At 42.2% G+C, this 20,792-nt stretch carries 3 protein-coding genes; all 3 read left to right on the forward strand.

Going from position 1 to position 20,792, the window contains the following annotated elements; all coding sequences use genetic code 11:
* The first annotated feature begins 227 nt into the window (after window positions 1–227).
* Window positions 228–4,724, forward strand: a complete 4,497-nt coding sequence (locus P0077_RS13880) for a beta strand repeat-containing protein (RefSeq protein WP_276165814.1) — start codon at window positions 228–230, stop codon at window positions 4,722–4,724.
* Window positions 4,725–4,896: 172 nt separating this feature from the next.
* Window positions 4,897–10,989, forward strand: coding sequence for a PA14 domain-containing protein (locus P0077_RS13885; RefSeq protein WP_276165815.1), 6,093 nt, complete (start codon window positions 4,897–4,899; stop codon window positions 10,987–10,989).
* A gap of 547 nt (window positions 10,990–11,536) precedes the next feature.
* Window positions 11,537–20,785 carry a hypothetical protein gene (locus tag P0077_RS13890; RefSeq protein WP_276165816.1) on the forward strand — a complete coding sequence of 3,083 codons (9,249 nt, stop codon included), beginning with the start codon at window positions 11,537–11,539 and terminating at the stop codon, window positions 20,783–20,785.
* The last annotated feature ends 7 nt before the right edge of the window (window positions 20,786–20,792 follow it).

Genomic DNA, 20,792 nt, shown 5'->3' on the forward strand with positions numbered 1-20,792 from the left:
TGTGTCTTTACAAAATAGATGGGTATTTAATCGATTACGTATATATTTTAAAGGCAATTCAACATACTTTAAAATACCTTAACATTGCAAAAACAATCCGTTACGCCTACAATTGAGGTCTTCACAACAAATTTTTCTTAAGTAGCTTAAGTACAGATATATTTGCTCGTTCATGCGTTCGATCTATTCGGTCGGCAAATATTCAAAGCTATATTGAGTTGCTAAAAATGTTGTTTAACCATACCAAGTTTTTTTATGTTCTTTTGGCGATGCTGTGTTCTTTACAGTTGGTCGCTCAGGAAACCTATCGTGACAATTTTAGCAGTGTATCCTATTCCAACAACAATGGTACTTCTAACTTTTCTACCAATTGGATAGAAACAGGGGATACAAATAATGGGCCTGCTAGTCAATATATTAGAATAAGCAGTAACCGATTAGAACTATATTGGATTTACAGCGAAACTATACGTAGGTCTGCTAATTTGAATGGAGCAGCAACAGCAGTGTTGAGTTTTAATTGGCAAGCTATAAGTCTTGGGGGAAATAGAGCATTGGCCGTTCAAGTTTCAAATAATGGAGGTGCTTCGTATACTACAGTTGGTACTGTTACAGGAAACAATAGCACAGGAACATTCAGTCAAGATATTTCAGGATTTATTTCGGCAACTACTACGGTAAGGTTTGCTAAGACTAATAGTAACTGGCGAAATGATGATTATGCCTACATTGACAATTTTCAGATAACAGCAACTTTTCCAGCACCTATCCCAGTAATAGAAGTAAATGATATAACGATAGATGAAGATGCGGGCAATGCTACTTTTACGGTACGGCATACAGGTACAAACGCAACGGCTCCATTTACGGTTAATTATCAAACGGTAAATGGGTCGGCTATTGATGGTAACGATTACACGTCAACATCCGGTATTTTAAACTTTAATGGAACGGCAGGAGATACGGAAACTGTAACTGTCCCTATTTTAAATGATGGAACTATAGAGAATCCTGAAAATTTTACTTTGGAGTTTACTCTGGCATCAGACCCTCAAGTAGATATTAGTGACACCGCTACAGGAACGATAATAGATGATGATGCCCTAATAATGACGGATGGAGGTAGTGCTACTACGTGTAGTGATACTTTCTTTGATCCAGGTGGACTTTCTAACTATTCCAACAACCAAGATGTAACGTATACCATATGTCCGGATACGGCAGACACGTACTTGAATGTCAATTTTACTAGCTTTGAGATAGTTTCAGGAGATGTACTGTACATATATGATGGTAATTCAACCGGTGCTACCTTAATAGGACAGTATGATAGTGCAAATGTGCCAACATCAATAAATTCTTCAGCAGCATCAGGCTGTTTAACATTTAGGTTTGTTTCTAATGGAAGCAATACAGGTGCTGGTTGGGAGGCTGAAATTAATTGTTTTCCAGACGGCCCAATAATTGTTATTGAGGATATTACAATTGATGAAGATGTGGGTAATGCCGTGTTTACCGTTCGGTCTACCAGAGCAGCACATGGTAGAAACGTATTTTTATTCGGTTTTGTTGAAGCTCCTTTTACGGTAGATTTTGAAACCGTAGACGGATTGGCATTGGCAGGAAGTGATTATACCGCCACATCGGGAACGTTGACGTTTACAGGTGAGTTGAATAATATTCAGACCATTTCGGTGCCTATAGCCAATGATGGGGTTCCGGAATTTGCAGAAGATTTTGATATTGTTTTTACTGGAGCAACTGCTCAGTATACAGTGGTCAATTATAATGACACGGGTAAGGGAACCATAAATTCTCAAATTTTAGCGAATGACCCATTAACCTTATTTCAAGAATTTGATGGGTATTATGATTATTCAACTACTGGGGGAACGCTACGTACAAGCCCTAATGGTGCTAGTCCCTGTGCGGTTACCACATCATCATCCAATAGTTTGGTTTCTCCTGTTCCGGCAACGGCTTCTGTAGAAAGAGCATACCTTTACTGGTCGCATTCAAGCACGGTACGTGATGCAGATGTAACTTTTGAAGGTCAAAGCGTTTCTGCTAATTTTTTATATCAGACATCTTTAGGCAATAGGAACTTTTTTGGGTATGTAAGTGATGTTACCTCTATAGTTCAAGGAGTAACTGACTTGTCTAGTAATGTTTTTGATTTTAGTGGACTTACCATAAATAATACGGGTGAATACTGCAGTACGAGTACGGTTCTAGGGGGTTGGGCATTAATGGTTTTTTATGAAGATCGTTCTTTGCCGGCCGTAAATATTAATTTGTATCAAGGTTTTGATGGACTTAGTAATGACGGGAACTCTTTTACGTTGGATTCATTTTATGCCATATCGGGAACAGGTGCCAAAGCTTCATTTTTATCATGGGAGGGTGACCCTGATCTGAACGGATCTAGTTCAGGTTCTACCAATCCTGAGGAGTTGTCCATTACCAATCAAAGAAACCAGAATTTTGTGCTTACAGGCGATGGAGGTCAAACAGGTAACAATTCATATAACTCCACAATTTATGACAATACTGTTGGTCCTGTATATAACAATGCGAGTACATACGGTGTGGATTTAGATACGTATGATATTTCATCATTCATACAACCTGCGGATAGTGAGGTTACAGCAAACGTTGATGTAGGTCAGGATTTTGTGATTTCTGCAGCCGTGGTGTTAAAAGTACCGTCCAACTTAATTGCAGGCCGTGTTTTTGAAGATGTTAATTATCCTGGTGGTGCGGGCCGTGATCAATTGGCTTCGGGAGGAATAGGAATTTCGGGTGCAATCGTAGAACTTTTTGATTCTTCGGGTACTTTTATCCAAAGAAAAAATACAGAGGCAAATGGGAATTATTCGTTTGGAGGCATGGCCGATGGCGACTATTTTATAAAAGTAGTAAGCTCAACGGTCAGGTCCACTAGGGATAGTGGAGCGAACTGCTCTGCCTGTTATCCGGTTCAGACTTATAAAACTGAAATGATATCAGGTAGTATCACGGATATAACCGATGAGGTTGGAGGAACCGATCCAACAGCAACCCAAGATGTGTCTTTAGGTGTTTTTAATAATGCTCAAAGTATATCTAGTGTTGAAGTAGCCGGTAACGGTGTTGTAGGTATTAATTTTGGATTTAATTTTAATACCGTAGTTAACACTAATGAAACAGGGCAAGGTTCGCTTACTCAGTTTATATTGAATTCCAATGCCATAGGTGAAGTTGGTTTAGATATCGAAGCAAACGGTATATTCGATCCTGCCGCCGGTGAGGACACCTCCATATTTATGATACCTACTACAGGGGATCCATTAGGGCGAACGGCCGATGCAAATTTTGCGAATGGGTACTTTACTATAACCATGTCTAATCCCTACATATTGCCTGTGGTTACTGGTACAAATACGGTTATCGACGGTCGTACACAGACCGCATATTCAGGAAATTCAAACACGGGAAATGTCGGTTCTGGAGGCACGGGGGTAGGAACATCAAATATAAATTTGCCCAATTTTGATAGACCTGAAATAGAACTGTATAGTGCTACCGGTGATGTCCTTCAATTGAACAGTACCGATGTGGTAGCACGTAATCTTGCTGTCCGTGCCAATAATAATGCAGGTGTTATCGTTCAAGGTGGTTCAGCTACAATTTCAAACAGTTTCTTAGGCGTGAATGCACTTGGAAATGCCTCTGGTAATATTAACTATGGTGTTGAAATTACAGGAGGGGTATCAATTATTAACGGTAATTATATTGCGAGAAACACGGACGAAGGTGTTTTGGTAAACGGAGGTACATCAACAATCATCCAAAATAATCATATTACGGATAATGGAAACAATGCTTGTTTCGATAATATAAAAGTTAGTGGTGGCTCCGGTATCGTAATCCAACAAAATTTAATTGATAGAGCTGCTTCCTTAGGTATTGATGCGGAAGGGATAAGCGGTTCTTTGACAATTACGGAAAATACAATTTCCAACTCAGGTCAAGATGGAGGTCAGTGTACAGGAGAGGTCGCAAACGTAGGTATTCGTTTAGATGGAAGCAATTCGTCAATAACAAACAATACTATAGCTTCTAATGGAGGTGCGGGTATTGTTTTAAGCGGTGGCAATACTTCTGGAAATCTGATTTCTAGAAATTCTATTTATAACAACGGAACAGCTAGTCCCGCTTTAGGTATCGATATTGATGTGTCAAACGGACTAGGTGATGGCGTAACTATAAATGACTCTGGAGACACGGACAATGGTCCAAACGGGCTTTTAAACTTCCCTATAATTACGGGGGCATATGTTTCCGGAACAAATTTAGTGGTAGAAGGTTGGTCAAGACCGGGAGCTACAATAGAGCTTTTTGCAACCGATATTAATGAAGGTACCGCCACCGTAGGAGATAATAGGTTAGGAATGACGTATGACTATGGCGAGGGGCAACGGTACCTAGCAACCATGGTAGAAGGTTCTGGTACTGATTCGGAATCAAGAATTACCGCTTATAACGATGATGATAATAATGTGGACAATACCAACAAGTTTAAGTTCAGTATTCCACTACCTTCAGGTGTCGGTTTAGGTAGCACGGTAACTACCACGGCTACATTGGCAAACTCTACTTCTGAGTTTTCTCCTTTGAGCATCGTTAAGGCTTATACGGTAATTACAAATAGACGAATAACCTACCGGGTAAAACCCAACTAAAACGGTATAGTTGGTTACCTCAGAAAACAACATGTACGCCATTGTTTTTGAGACATATACAACAATTATTTCTGTGGGAGACTTCACTTCCTAATTTTGTGGTAAAGGGTAGTTTGTTTTGATTTTACTGGTTGCAACAAATGACCGCCCTTAACCAAACCGACCAATAAAGATGAAAAAAAGAGAATTGTACAAGTTACTTACTGTACTAATTTTTCATGTTGCTACCTTTTCATTTGCCCAAACCACCTTTACAGAAAGTGCAGCCTCTTATGGCTTAAATTTAGGTCAACCAAAAGATGGTGGTCACGCTTGGTCAGATTTTGATGGGGACGGAGATTTAGATGTTCTTGTTTTAGAGGATAATGACAACTCAAACATAAAAAGTTTTTTAATGCGTAACAATGGTAACAATACGTTTACCAATGTTCAATCTACCTTAGTACCAGGTATGTTAGGAGATCATGCAGAAAGGCAGGCAGCTTGGGGAGATATTAATAATGATGGGCGGCCAGATTTTATGATTAACTCTTCAGGTAATTCCAATGCTAGGCATGCCATACAGATTTTTATTCAAAATACGAACGGTACTTTTGGTAATGGTGCAGGCGGAACCGCGCCTATTACTATAGGTAGAACAGGGGCTACAATAAATATACCTGGGGTAAATTCAGAAGGAACTGGTTTTTTCGATTTTGAAGGAGATGGGGATTTAGATATTTTCTTTGATAACCATGACATGGGTATTGAAATTTTACGAAATAATTTCATAAACCATACAAATCATACGGTAGTTAACCCAGCGGCAAATGCCTTATTCACACATATTACCACAGGTAACGGCAGTGGGGTTACTCAATTTGGTTTAAACCAATTTGCTACAGATGGGGATTATGGTACGGCAGCAGATGTTAATGATGATGGTTGGGTTGATATTTTTATGCGTAAACGCGATGAAAACGATTTTTTCTTAAACCAAGGAGGTACATTTTCTAATGGAGCGGATCTAGGTCAGGCTCAAAACAATAACAAAGGAGGTAACGGACTTTGGGATTTGGATAATGACGGCGACTTAGATGCTGTCTGGACAGAAAATGGATTAACACAAATACATAGGAATGATGGTGGTGGGGTTTTTACACCTTTGGGAGCTGCTGTTTTTCCTGGTTTGCCTCAGCCTGGAAATGTAAATAATGGCAGTTCTGGCGCACGAATAGATGCTTTGGCCGGTGGTGATATTGATAATGATGGTGATATAGATATTATTTTGGTCGGGAATAGTAGAAGTTATTTATACATAAATCAATTAAATAGTCCAACTCCCGCTCCAGGTGTTATAGGCAGTGGGGCAGCTATGAACTTTTCATTGGATTCTCAGCAATTTAATTCTGGTAGAGATGGTGAGGGTACTACTATGGTCGATGTCGATGATGATGGTGATTTAGATATCTACATTAATATAAATAATAGCGCAAACCAACTATATATCAATAATTTACCAGCGGCTAACCGTAATAACCATTTGCTTATAGATGTTACGGAGGATAGGGGAGCTAATGGCTCAACCGGAGGATTTTTAGGTAGGGTAGCTATTGGTACAAATGTATTGATCAGAGATTGTTCCGGTAATATAGTTAGTGGCTTACGTCAGGTAAATGGGGTTTATGGTCACGGTACACAACAACCGGAAGAAGTGCATTTTGGCTTGCCCCTAGGTGAAAATGAAACCTATATTATAGAAGTACATTACCCTAATTTTTATGATTCTTCTAGCGGTACTGGTACTTCAAGATTAATAGCTACGGCCATTGCACAACCAAGCACAATTGCTGGAACAAATCATTATACGTTAACTACCACAGATGCAGAAGCAATAGAAAATCCCAATGCACCAGTTGCAGAAGATGATGAAGTTCAAGTAGCTTACGGCAATTCTATTTCGGTGCAAATACAACTGTTCACCAACGACTCTGATGCAGATGGAGATAATTTCTCAATAGAAAGTATTACGCAACCATCTGTGGGATCTGTGGTTATTGATGATGCGGAAAACGGACTTGTAACTTATACCTATAGCGGGGCAAACCCTTTTCCTGGTGAAACAACTTTTGATTATACTATTACCGATTCTACGGATTCTCTTTGTCCTTCCTTAGGTAAGAGTGATTCTGCCACGGTACGAATATTTGAGCCTTGCACCGATCCAACAGGTATAGATACAGATGGTGATGGTATTAATGATGTTTGTGATTTAGATAATGATAACGATGGTATTTTAGATGCTGATGAAAATAGTTCCTGTAGAGAAGAAGGAGTACTAAATTATGAGTTTTATGATGGTGATGTAGATGGTTTTACTGTAGATAATATACCAACTACGGGAGCATTAGCAACCGGAACGGTTAGTGATTTTGATGTGAATGCATTACAAAATTTAGTAGACTCAGGAGACGCGGACTACTATTCTATTAGATATAATGGATATATAAAAATAGAAACTCCTGGTAGTTATACTTTTTATACAAACTCGGATGATGGTTCTAAATTGTTTATTAATGACGTAGAAGTAGTAGATAATGATGGTGGTCATGGAGCAAGAGAACTTTCTGGGAATATTACATTGGCAGCAGGTATACATAGAATAAAAGTTTTGTATTTTGAAAGAGCTGGTGCAGCTACACTAGATGTAAGTTATAGAGGTCCGTCTATTGCTAAACAGAATATTCCTTTTTCAACATTATTTACTTCTAAGTCTAATTCATCAGAACTAGTAAAAAATGGAGATTTTAGTGAGTGGATTTTTAATGATAGCTGGACGGCTTCAGGTAATAATTGGCGCACAGATTCGGAACGTGCTTATTATGCACGATGGAATGGTGTAGGTGCAGCAACGTTTTCCCAAACTATAACCGTAACTCCCAATATTCCAAATACAATTACGTTTGATGTGGGGTCTAATGCCAGTTTTACAGGAGAATCTACACTAGATGTACAAATAAATGGTGTTTCTCAGTTTCTAGAAACGTCAACTCAAATAGCCACTAATAATGGTGGTAATGCGCAGGAAGGTAATGAAGCTTTAAATATGGCAGCTAGGAGTTTTACATTTACTCCAACCACAAATACGGTTTCATTAAGCTTTACCGGTTCTTCATCCATTAACGATCATGATTCTATATATGTAGATAATGTAAAACAATCTAAAAGTTGTGAAGCAACTGATACAGATGGTGATGGTACAGCAGATATTTACGACTTAGACAGTGATGGAGATGGATGTTTTGATGCTTTAGAGGGTTCAGGTAGTTTAGATTTTTCCGATCTAAACGGAGATGGTAGTATTGCTGGTCCTGTGGATGAAAACGGAATCCCGACTGCTGTAAGTGGTGGACAGACAAGAGGAAGCGCTGGCGATTATACGGTTACATCAGGTTTATGTGATGATGATGGGGATGGTGTCAATAACGCAAATGACAAGTGCCCATATTTTGATGATGCTATAGATAGTGATAATGATGGCGTTCCCGACGGATGCGACGTAGATGATGACAATGATGGTGTGTCGGACTGTGAAGAATCTATTGATAGTGTCACAAATGAATTTGCATGGACCCTAAATAGTCCTTCAGGAAATCTAGAAATGGATACTAATTATGACGCAAAAATTAGAGATTGGGCATTAAGCGATACGGAAACAATGGTATTAAACGGTTCACAGTTTAATGTCTCGGGCAGTAATATTAGAATAGAAAGTTTTACTTCCCAAACAAAAGAAGAAGCGGTCCAGAATAATGATTATATAGAAGTTTCATTTACTACTAGCGCTGAGGTTTCCTCATTTGAGTTAAATGAAATACGTTCTGGCTGGTATTTGCCAAACCAAGGAGACTCTTATTATTCGGCAACCGCATATACAATAACAGGCTCTAATGCTTGGAAAACGTTATCTACAGATGTATTACATACAGATAATGGCTCATCATACGCTAGTTTTCAGCATTTGGCAACAGCACCGGTTTACTTAAAAGCAAATACACAGTATACATTTCGTTTTTATGTATATGGACAAATAAACGACTCTTCGGAAACATATTCTATTTTTGATGATGTTGCTTTTGGCATCACAGCTTGTAGAAGTGGTAATTTAGATGGTGATGCAAACCCTAATCATTTGGATGATGATAGTGATGGCGATGGTTGTAATGATGCGGATGAGGCTTATGCAGATGCTAATGCCGACGCAGATAACAACGGAATGTATGGTACAGGAACCCCAACTGTAAATTCAGATGGTTCGGTTGTGGCAGCTTCTTATGCTACACCAAGAGATGAGGATTCCAACGGAAGTTATGATTTTTTACAAGCAGGGTCTGCTCCGGTCATAACCACGCAACCAACAAATACAAATGCTTGTCCAGGTGGTTCTGCAACATTTAACGTTGTAGATACAGGAGGAAATATATATCAATGGCAACAATTGATAAGTGGTACTTGGACGGATTTGTCCGATACAGGAATACATAGCGGTACTGATACCAATGAACTAACTATTTCAAACCCGGCACTATCAGATCACAACAATAGATATCGCGTGGTAGTTTCCAACTCTTCTTATGCCTGTGAGAATACAACATCTAATCAAGCTAGATTAAGAGTTCTGGTACCAACTGCCAATGCAGGAACAGACCAAACCATATGTGCTGGCGAATCTGCCATACTTACCGCTACAGCTTCCGGGGGTAGTGGTAGTGGTTATACATATCAATGGAGTACGGGAGAAACAACTCCAACTATTACGGTTTCTCCACCTGGCAATACAAGCGGTAATGTAAATGTAGATTATACGGTTACCGTAACAGACGGTAATGGTTGTATAGACACGGATGTGGTTAGGGTAACCGTAGAGCCAACACCCAGTATTACGGTAACAAGTTCTCCAAGTTGTAATTTTAGATTATTTCAGCCTACAACTTACACTTTAGAAGTTACCGTAAGCGGGGGCACGGTAACGGCTACCGAAGGTACGGTTACAAATCCATCGGGGAATGTTTGGAGAATAGCAGATGTGCCAGACGGTACAGATGTTATTGTCACGGCTACACAGGGGAACTGTAGTCAGGATTTACCGGTTTCAGCACCTAATTGTGTTTGTCCTGTTGTAGACCCTCCCACTAATGATGGAGATAAAGAATACTGTCAAGGAGATACAGTTCCAGAAATATCGGCAAGCACAAATGGGGGAACACGAACAATAGATTGGTATGATGCTTCCTCAGGAGGTAATCTATTACAGAGCAATAGTCTAACCTATCAACCCACAGCGGCAGGAACATATTATGCAGAGGCAAGAAATACCTCTACTGGTTGTGTGAGTGGCACCAGAACGGCTGTATCGGTTACAGAGAATACGCCGCCCCTTGCAAATGCAGGGCCAAATCAAACTATGTGTGATAGTGATTCCGCTACTTTAAGTGCATCGGCCACAGGCGGCAGTGGCTCAGGATTTAGCTATGTGTGGAGCACAGGTGAAACTACGCCAACTATTTCAGTAAGTCCTACAGGTAATCCAAATGCAAATACAACGGTAACCTATACCGTAACTGTAACGGATACAAATGGATGTAGTGATACGGATGCGGTAAATGTAACGATTTACTCTAATCCAACAGTAACAATAAATACTGTTGATGCAAGCTGTGGCACAGACAATGGAAGTATCACTTTTAATTTTCCAGACCATCCTAACAGAACGGGAATAAAATTTAGCATAGACGATGGAGCTAATTATGTGAACTCTGGAGATTCCGCAGGAAGTTATACATTTTCAAATGTATCATCAGGTACTTATCCTTTATGGGTAAGATGGGGCAACAATGCTTGTCCTATTAGTTTAGGAGATTACGTTATCAATACTACACCTGTTGTAACTTATACGGCCCAACCAACCGATCAAACCGTATTTGCCGGTGAAGATGCTACCTTTACGGCTACTATTACGAATGCGGACACGTACCAATGGCAAGTTAGTCTTGATGGTGTTAGCTATACCAGTTTAGTTGATGACTCGGAACATTCGGGTACCCAGACTTCTACATTGACGGTTAATAACGTAGACAAACAAAAAGAGGGATATTCGTATCGAGTATTGGCCTCTAATTCGGCCACTTCTTGTGCTGAGGTCTCATCAAATGCTGCACTTTTATACGTTAAGATCAGAACGGTTATTACCAATAGAAGAATAACTCACCGCGTCAAAAAGAATTAATTTTTCTTTCGGTTTAAGCCTTGTTTTTAAGGTGTGTTTTTAGGGTTTTGGATAGCCTAAAACCTTAGTCTATTTCAAGAGTTAAATTCTGTGATTTTCGGGAAAACATCATTTTTTTATGCTTTGCAAGTCGGCGATATTATTGGACTTATCGACGATCAGCATAGGAAAAAAACAAACCAAGACCTCATTTTTCAGTACGTATACAATAAGAATTAACACTTATACAACAATTATTTTCTGTTGCTAGCTCTAAGAGTAATTTTGTAAGGTGTAATTGGATCATTCTCAATAAGATTGGTTCAATACAACCCAAAAACTGAATAACTTAACCAAACTTTGACATCGGTTTTATTTCTAAAAAAACAAATGGCATTCGGGACTTTCAATCATCCTCTTTACCATTCCAAAAAGCACGAAAATCGTGCAGTGCTCGGGGCGTAATTCAGATAATTTTTAGGGAATAATAAGTTCACTATGCCAGATATCTATTGGCCTAGTAATCATAAAGAGTTTGAACAATACATTTTTAAGTAAAGTAATGGTCATGAAAAAAATAAGTATAATCTTAGTTTTCCTAATCTCCGGATTAGCATTTGCACAGACTACGGTCAATTTAGAAGACCAATGTAATTGTGAGGTGTTAAGTGGTACCGATGTTACGGCTCCGGGATTGTCTACACCAGCGGGAGCTGATATCGGCGATATTTACGTAAATACAGATACTGGGACTATCTATTTTTGGGATGGTGATTCTTGGGAGCTGACCTCTTCCGATGACCAACAACTTCAAAACTTTACTTTTGACGGTTTAAGCGGAGAACTTACTCTTACTCTCGAAAATGGAGGTACGGCATCCGTCATTCTACCGGTAGAGACCATTACTACCTTAACGGCAACGGCAGCTACAGGAAATGCTATTGGAGTATATGAAAACGAGAATGGTGATTTAGTTACTATTAATGAAACTATTACGAATATTAGTGATGCTGGTGATGGGAATATAACGCTTACGAATGAAACCGGAGCAACGGTTACAGTAGCTAAGTCAGATATTACAGATTTAGGAGGTGGCGTATACCAATTTACAAATGGAGACGGTACAGATGTCACAATTGATACTAATGGAATGGCTATTAGCAATACAGTATTAGGTAACCGTATTGCAACAGTCACTGAGGCAGACGGGTCTACTACTGATATTAACGAAACGGTAACGGATATCACCGGAACCAGTACATCGGGAAATGAGATAGGTGTATACCAAAAGGAAGACGGGACAACGGTTTCCATCCAGGAGAGCATCGTACGGATAGAGGATAATAACGACGGAAACATCACTTTGGTTGATGAGGCCGGAACAAGTGTAACGGTTTCTAAATCCGATATCACTGATTTGGGAGGCGGACTTTACCGTTTCACAAATGGCGATGGCACGGATGTTGACATCAACACCAACGGAATCGCCATTACGGATGTTATTGCGGGTAACCTGATCGCCACGGTAACCGAAGCCGACGGAACAGTTACTGAAATAGACGAAACGGTAACGGATATCACCGGAACCAGTACATCGGGAAATGAGATAGGTGTATACCAAAAGGAAGACGGGACAACGGTTTCCATCCAGGAGAGCATCGTACGGATAGAGGATAATAACGACGGAAACATCACTTTGGTTGATGAGGCCGGAACAAGTGTAACGGTTTCTAAATCCGATATCACTGATTTGGGAGGCGGACTTTACCGTTTCACAAATGGCGATGGCACGGATGTTGACATCAACACCAACGGAATCGCCATTACGGATGTTATTGCGGGTAACCTGATCGCCACGGTAACCGAAGCCGACGGAACAGTTACTGAAATAGACGAAACGGTAACGGATATCACCGGAACCAGTACATCGGGAAATGAGATCGGTGTATACCAAAAGGAAGATGGGACAACGGTTTCCATCCAGGAGAGCATCGTACGGATAGAGGATAATAACGACGGAAACATCACTTTGGTTGATGAGGCCGGAACAAGTGTAACAGTTTCAAAATCTGATATTACGGATTTAGGTGGTGGTGTGTATCGTTTTACAAACGGCGATGGTACGGATGTTGACATCAACACCAACGGAATCGCCATTACGGATGTTATTTCGGGTAACCTGATCGCCACGGTAACCGAAGCCGATGGGACAGTTACGGAGATAGACGAGACGATTACAACATTGTCTACAGCTGATAATGTTACTTATACTTATGCGTCGGAAAATGGTACTTCAACCAGTTTTGACGGTACGGACGATCAAGAAGCAACGGAAGTTGATTTAACGACTCCCTTTGATGTTGACGGAGATAGCGTAGATGAAACTACAGTAGAAGAAGCTATTATTGATTTGGCAGCTAACGCTAGCGATAATCAGAATTTAACGGGTGCTACTTTAAGCGGAACAAATCAACTTCAGATAGATATAGAAAGAGGTAGTTCTGCAAATGTAGACTTATCATCTCTTGTGGAAACGGTAATTGCGGGTACAGGAGCTATTTCGGTTACAGATGACGGGAATGGAAACTACACCGTTAACTCTACTGATACGGATGAAGATGAAACAAACGAGCTTACATTAATAGATAGCGGTGCACCAACAATAACGCCTTCAAATGCAGGGGTAACTTATGTGGATGATGTTGCCGGCCAGTTATATGTTTTTGATGGTGCAAACTGGAATCAAGTAGGGGGTAATGCCAGTCCTGATTTGGATGGTGATCCAAACAATGAAATTCAAGATGCTACGGAAGTAGCTTTAAATACGCCTTTTGATGTTGATGGAGATACGGTAAACGAAACTACGGTTCAAGAAGCTTTAGAGGATTTGGCTAATAATGCCAGCGACAACCAACAAATATCTAGTGCTGTAGGAACAGCAAACGAAACAGTGGACATCGATTTAGAACGAGGTGGTTCAACTACAATAAATATTCAGGATGCGGATTCCGATGCAACGAACGAGATTCAAGATGCTACGGAAGTTGCTCTGAACGTTCCTTTTGATGTTGATGGGGATACGGTAAATGAAACTACGGTTCAAGAAGCTTTGGAGGATTTGGCCAATAACGCTAGTGATGACCAAACGTTGAGTACCGATGGAAACCCTGGTAATGTTAGTATTTCTGAAGGAAATGCTATCAACCTAAATGTTGATGATGCGGATTCCGATGCAACCAATGAAATTCAGGATGCTGCGGAAGTAGATTTGGCAACTCCCTTTGATGTTGATGGAGATACGGTAAATGAAACTACAGTTCAAGAAGCTTTGGAGGATTTAGCGAATAACGCTAGTGACGACCAGCAAATAACAAGTGCTGTCGGTACGGCAAATGAAACAGTGGACATCGATTTAGAACGCGGTGGTTCAACAACGATAAATATTCAGGATGCGGATTCCGATGCAACGAACGAGATTCAAGATGCTGCAGAAGTAGATTTGGCAACTCCCTTTGATGTAGATGGAGATACGGTTAATGAAACTACAGTTCAAGAAGCTTTGGAGGATTTAGCGAATAACGCTAGTGACGACCAGCAAATAACAAGTGCTGTCGGTACGGCAAATGAAACAGTGGACATCGATTTAGAACGCGGTGGTTCAACAACGATAAATATTCAGGATGCGGATGCGGATGCTTCAAACGAAATACAAACGTTAACCTCAACGGACGGTTCGGTAACATTAAATCAGACCGGAAATGATTATGATTTATCAGTAGCAGCTGCTGATGGTACAGAAACAGCGGTCGAATCGGGCAATGCCAATATTACGGTAACAGGAGATGGTTCGGCAGGAAGCCCTTATCAAATTAGCAGTGTGGATTTAGATGAGCAAGATGCCACAGAAGTAGCTTTGAATACTCCCTTTGATGTTGATGGAGATACGGTAAATGAAACTACAGTTCAAGAAGCTTTGGAGGATTTAGCGAATAACGCTAGTGACGACCAGCAAATAACAAGTGCTGTCGGTACGGCAAATGAAACAGTGGACATCGATTTAGAACGCGGTGGTTCAACTACAATAAATATTCAAGATGCGGATGCCGACCCGACTAACGAAAACCAGACGGTTTCGGCAGGAACCGGAATTACGGTAAATCAGTCGGGACAGAACTTTGAAGTGGTGAATGCGGCCCCGGACCAAACGGTAACTATTACGGATGGTGGTAGCGGAAATGTTGTTGTAGGAGGTACATATCCTAATTTAACGGTGGATGTTCCTTCTTTGGATGATGACGATGCCGACCCAACAAATGAGCTTACATTATTAGGTAATGGCTCTCCAACGGTTACACCAAGTAATAGTGGAGTTACGTATGTAGATGAGGTTGCTGGACAATTATATGTTTATGACGGTACCTCGTGGAATGCGGTAGGAGGAAATGCAACCCCGGATTTGGATGGTGACCCGAACAACGAAATACAAACGTTAACCTCAATGGACGGTTCGGTAACCTTGACGCAAACAGGGAACGATTATAACCTTGCGGTAGCCGCTGCCGATGGTACAGAAACGAGAGTCCAATCAGGAAATGCGAATGTTACGGTAACGGGAGATGGTTCTTCAGCTAGTCCTTATCAAATTAGCAGTGTGGATTTAGATGAGCAAGATGCCACAGAAGTAGCTTTGAACACTCCAATCGATGTTGACGGAGATACAGTTAATGAAACTACCGTTCAAGAAGCTTTGGAGGATCTGGCCAATAACGCTAGTGACGACCAACAAATAACAAGTGCAGTCGGAACAGCAAACGAAACGGTTGATATTGATTTGGAGCGGGGCGGTTCAACAACGATAAATATTCAGGATGCGGATGCCGACCCGACTAACGAGATTCAAGATGCCACTGAGGTAGCTTTGAACACTCCAATCGATGTTGACGGAGATACAGTTAATGAAACTACCGTTCAAGAAGCTTTGGAGGATTTGGCCAATAACGCTAGTGATGACCAAACGTTGAGTACCGATGGAAACCCCGGTAATGTTAGTATTTCTGAAGGAAATGCTATCAACTTAAATGTAGATGATGCAGATGCCGACGCAAGAAACGAGATACAGACGGTAGCTTCGGCTGACGGTTCTGTAGATGTAGTGAGAACAGGTGATGATTTCGATTTATCGATTACCATTCCTGCAAATAATGATAACGATGCAACCAATGAATTTCAGGATTTAAGCTTAACAGGTGACAACCTTACGCTAAGCGATGATCCAACTCCTACGGCAATCGATTTGAGTCCTTATGCCAATAACGACACGAACGAAATCCAAACAATTACTTCTACCGATGGGTCAGTAACATTAAATCAGACCGGAAATGATTATGATTTATCAGTAGCAGCTGCCGATGGTACGGAAACAGCGGTCGAATCGGGCAATGCAAATGTTACGGTAACGGGAGATGGTTCTTCAGCTAGCCCTTATCAAATTAGCAGTGTGGATTTAGATGAGCAAAACGCTTCTGAAGTCCCATTGGATGCTCCATTTGATGTAGACGGTGATACGGTAAATGAAACTACGGTTCAAGAGGCTTTGGAGGATTTGGCCAATAACGCTAGTGATGACCAAACGTTGAGTACCGATGGAAATCCTGGTAATGTTAGTATTTCTGAAGGAAATGCTATCAACCTAAATGTTGATGATGCAGATGCCGACGCAAGAAATGAGATACAGACGGTAGCTTCGGCTGACGGTTCAGTAGATGTAGTAAGAACAGGTGATGATTTCGATTTATCAGTAGCAGCAGCTGATGGTACAGAAACAGAGGTCGAATCAGGAAATGCAAATGTTACGGTAACGGGAGATGGCTCTGCAGCTAGTCCTTATCAAATTAGCAGTGTAGATTTAGATGAGCAAGATGCAACAGAAGTAGCTTTGAACACTCCAATTGATGTTGATGGGGATACGGTAAACGAAACCACAGTTCAAGAAGCTTTAGAAGATTTGGCCAACAATGCCAGTGACGACCAGCAAATAACAAGTGCAGTCGGAACAGCAAACGAAACGGTTGATATCGATTTGGAACGAGGTGGTTCAACAACGATAAATATTCAAGATGCGGATGCCGACCCGACTAACGAGATTCAAGATGCCACTGAGGTAGCTTTGAACACTCCAATCGATGTAGACGGAGATACAGTTAATGAAACTACCGTTCAAGAAGCTTTGGAGGATTTGGCCAATAACGCTAGTGATGACCAAACGTTGAGTACGGATGGAAATCCTGGGAATGTGAGTATTTCAGAGGGAAACGCCATTAACTTAAATGTTGATGATGCAGATGCCGACGTAAGAAATGAGATACAGACGGTAGCTTCGGCTGACGGTTCTGTAGATGTAGTAAGAACAGGTGATGATTTCGATTTATCAGTAGCAGCAGCGGATGGTTCCGAAACAGAAGTAACCGGAGCAGGAATCAATACGGTAAGTGGAGATGGAACTTCAGCCAGTCCTTATGTTGTAACCGGTACAGAAGTGGATGGAGATATTACCAATGAACTTACTTTTGTTGATGCAGGTACACCAGCAGCTACAGGAATTGCAGGAACTAATACTGGAGAAACATATGTAGATACTTTAACAGGACAATTATATGTTTACGACGGTACAACTTGGCAACAAGTAGGAGGAAATGCGAGTCCAGATGCGGATCCAGATCCAACAAATGAAATTCAGACCATTACTTCTACCGATGGTTCTATAACATTAAATCAGACCGGAAATGATTATGATTTATCAGTAGCGGCAGCCGATGGTTCCGAAACAGAAGTAACCGGAGCAGGCATCAATACGGTAAGTGGAGATGGAACTTCAGCCAGTCCTTATGTGGTTACCGGTACAGAAGTAGATGGAGATATTACGAACGAAATCCAAACAATTACTTCTACGGATGGGTCGGTAACGTTAAATCAAACAGGCGATGATTATGATTTATCTGTAGCCGCTGCCGATGGTACGGAAACAGCGGTCGAATCGGGCAATGCAAATGTTACGGTAACGGGAGATGGTTCTTCAGCTAGCCCTTATCAAATCAGTAGTGTAGATTTAGACGAGCAAGATGCAACAGAAGTAGCTTTGAATACCCCTTTTGATGTTGATGGGGATACGGTAAACGAAACTACGGTTCAAGAGGCTTTGGAGGATTTGGCCAATAACGCTAGTGATGACCAAACGTTGAGTACCGATGGAAATCCTGGTAATGTTAGTATTTCTGAAGGAAATGCTATCAACCTAAATGTTGATGATGCAGATGCCGACGCAAGAAATGAGATACAGACGGTAGCTTCGGCTGACGGTTCTGTAGATGTAGTAAGAACAGGTGATGATTTCGATTTATCGATTACCATTCCTGCAAATAATGATAACGATGCAACCAATGAATTTCAGGATTTAAGCTTAACAGGTGACAACCTTACGTTAAGTGATGATCCAACTGCTACTGCAATCGATTTAAGTCCTTATGCCAATAACGACACGAACGAAATTCAGACTATAACCTCAACGGACGGTTCCGTAAGCTTGACACAAACCGGAAATGATTATGACCTTTCCGTAGCTGCTGCCGATGGGACGGAAACAATAGTTCAGTCAGGCAATGCGAATGTTACGGTAACTGGTCATGGCTCCAGTACGGACCCTTATATTATTACAACCATAGATAAAGTAAATGATGCGGATTCCGACCCGACGAACGAAATAGAGTTGCCTTCAGGTGGAAGCAATGGCCAAGTGCTTTCTACAGACGGTACGGGAACTTATTCATGGATTAATCCGGATACAGGCCCTCAAGGTCCCCAAGGTGAAGTCGGTCCTCAAGGCCCGCAAGGAGATACAGGTGCAACGGGAGCGGAAGGTCCACAAGGAGAAGTTGGTCCTCAAGGTCCGCAAGGAGATACAGGAGCAACCGGAGCACAAGGCCCGCAAGGGGATACAGGAGCAACTGGCGCAACTGGAGCACAAGGTCCGCAAGGAGAAGTCGGTCCTCAAGGCCCGCAAGGGGATACAGGAGCCACGGGAGCGCAAGGTCCTCAGGGTGAAGTCGGCCCTCAGGGTCCACAAGGAGATACAGGAGCAACTGGCGCAACTGGAGCACAAGGTCCACAAGGAGAAATTGGCCCACAAGGCCCGCAAGGGGATACAGGAGCAACCGGCGCAACTGGAGCGCAAGGTCCACAAGGCGAAGTCGGTCCTCAAGGTCTGCAGGGAGATACCGGAGCAACTGGTGCAATTGGAGCCCAAGGCCCGCAAGGAGATACAGGCCCTCAAGGTCCACAGGGAGATACCGGAGCCACGGGAGCGCAAGGTCCTCAGGGTGAAGTTGGCCCTCAGGGTCCACAAGGAGATACAGGAGCAACCGGTGCAACGGGAGCCCAAGGCCCACAAGGAGAAACAGGAGCCACGGGAGCACAAGGTCCGCAAGGCGAAGTCGGTCCTCAAGGCCCGCAAGGGGATACAGGAGCAACTGGTGCAACGGGAGCGGAAGGTCCACAAGGAGAAGTTGGCCCACAAGGCCCGCAAGGGGATACAGGAGCAACCGGTGCAACTGGAGCTCAAGGTCCACAAGGCGAAGTCGGTCCTCAAGGCCCACAAGGGGATACAGGTGCAACTGGAGCGCAAGGTCCTCAGGGTGAAACAGGTCTTCAAGGCCCGCAAGGGGATGCAGGAGCAACTGGCGCACAAGGTCCACAAGGCGAAGTCGGTCCTCAAGGTCCGCAGGGAGATACCGGAGCAACTGGTGCAACTGGAGCCCAAGGCCCGCAAGGAGATACAGGAGCCACGGGAGCCACAGGCGCGCAAGGTCCTCAGGGAATCCAAGGAGAAACTGGAGCACAGGGTCCTCAGGGAATCCAAGGAGAAACTGGAGCACAGGGTCCTCAGGGCGAAGTTGGTCCTCAAGGTCCACAAGGAGATACAGGAGCAACTGGAGCACAGGGTCCTCAAGGCGAAGTCGGTCCTCAAGGCCCACAAGGAGATACTGGGGCAACTGGCGCAACTGGAGCACAAGGCCCGCAAGGGGATACAGGAGCCACAGGCGCGCAAGGTCCGCAGGGAATCCAAGGAGAAACTGGAGCACAGGGTCCTCAGGGTGAAATAGGTCCAGCAGGAGATCCCGCTACGGATGATCAAACATTATCAACTAACGGTAATGCAGGTCATATTGCAATATCTGGCGGTAATGCTATTACTTTAAATGTAAACGATGCGGACTCGGATCCCGCAAATGAATATAATACCGGCTTTGCAGTTGTTGGTAATAATTTACGGTTAACAGATGGTGGTGGCTCTAGAAATGTTCCATTATCCGCTTTGGGAACCGATGATCAATATGACGATGAGGTTCCGCTTAGAACAGCAATCGATGTTGATGACGCCGGTAAAAGTGCGGCGCAGGGATATACGGAAGAAACGAACGTTCAAGAGGTAATTCAAGCTATAGCTCCAATTACATCTAAGGCAGCTAGAATTTTCTATCCACCGTCTATTGAGGTTGATGCTTCAACAAATGGAACAGGAAGAACTATAGACTTACACGCTCAATACGTAGCACAATTTGGTTCTCCAATGGTAGCTAGTAACGCTGCACCAGCGGCTATTCCAACGTATGCTAACACGGAGTTGTATTACTATGTGACTTTTTACGATACGGCTGTTTTTGACAATGTATCCGTTAATGCTTCGGGAGTAATGACCTATGATGTCATTGCCCAACCAGCAAGTTATAACTCATTGATCAATGTAGTTTTTGTAGTAAAATAATCTAAAC

It is taken from the genome of Zobellia alginiliquefaciens (assembly GCF_029323795.1).
GTDB classification, from domain to species: domain Bacteria; phylum Bacteroidota; class Bacteroidia; order Flavobacteriales; family Flavobacteriaceae; genus Zobellia; species Zobellia alginiliquefaciens.

Coding starts and splice junctions, on each gene's coding strand:
- P0077_RS13890 (WP_276165816.1), top strand. CDS start 11,537: ATGAAAAAAATAAGTATAATCTTAGTTTTCCTAATCTCCGGATTAGCA.
- P0077_RS13885 (WP_276165815.1), top strand. CDS start 4,897: ATGAAAAAAAGAGAATTGTACAAGTTACTTACTGTACTAATTTTTCAT.
- P0077_RS13880 (WP_276165814.1), top strand. CDS start 228: ATGTTGTTTAACCATACCAAGTTTTTTTATGTTCTTTTGGCGATGCTG.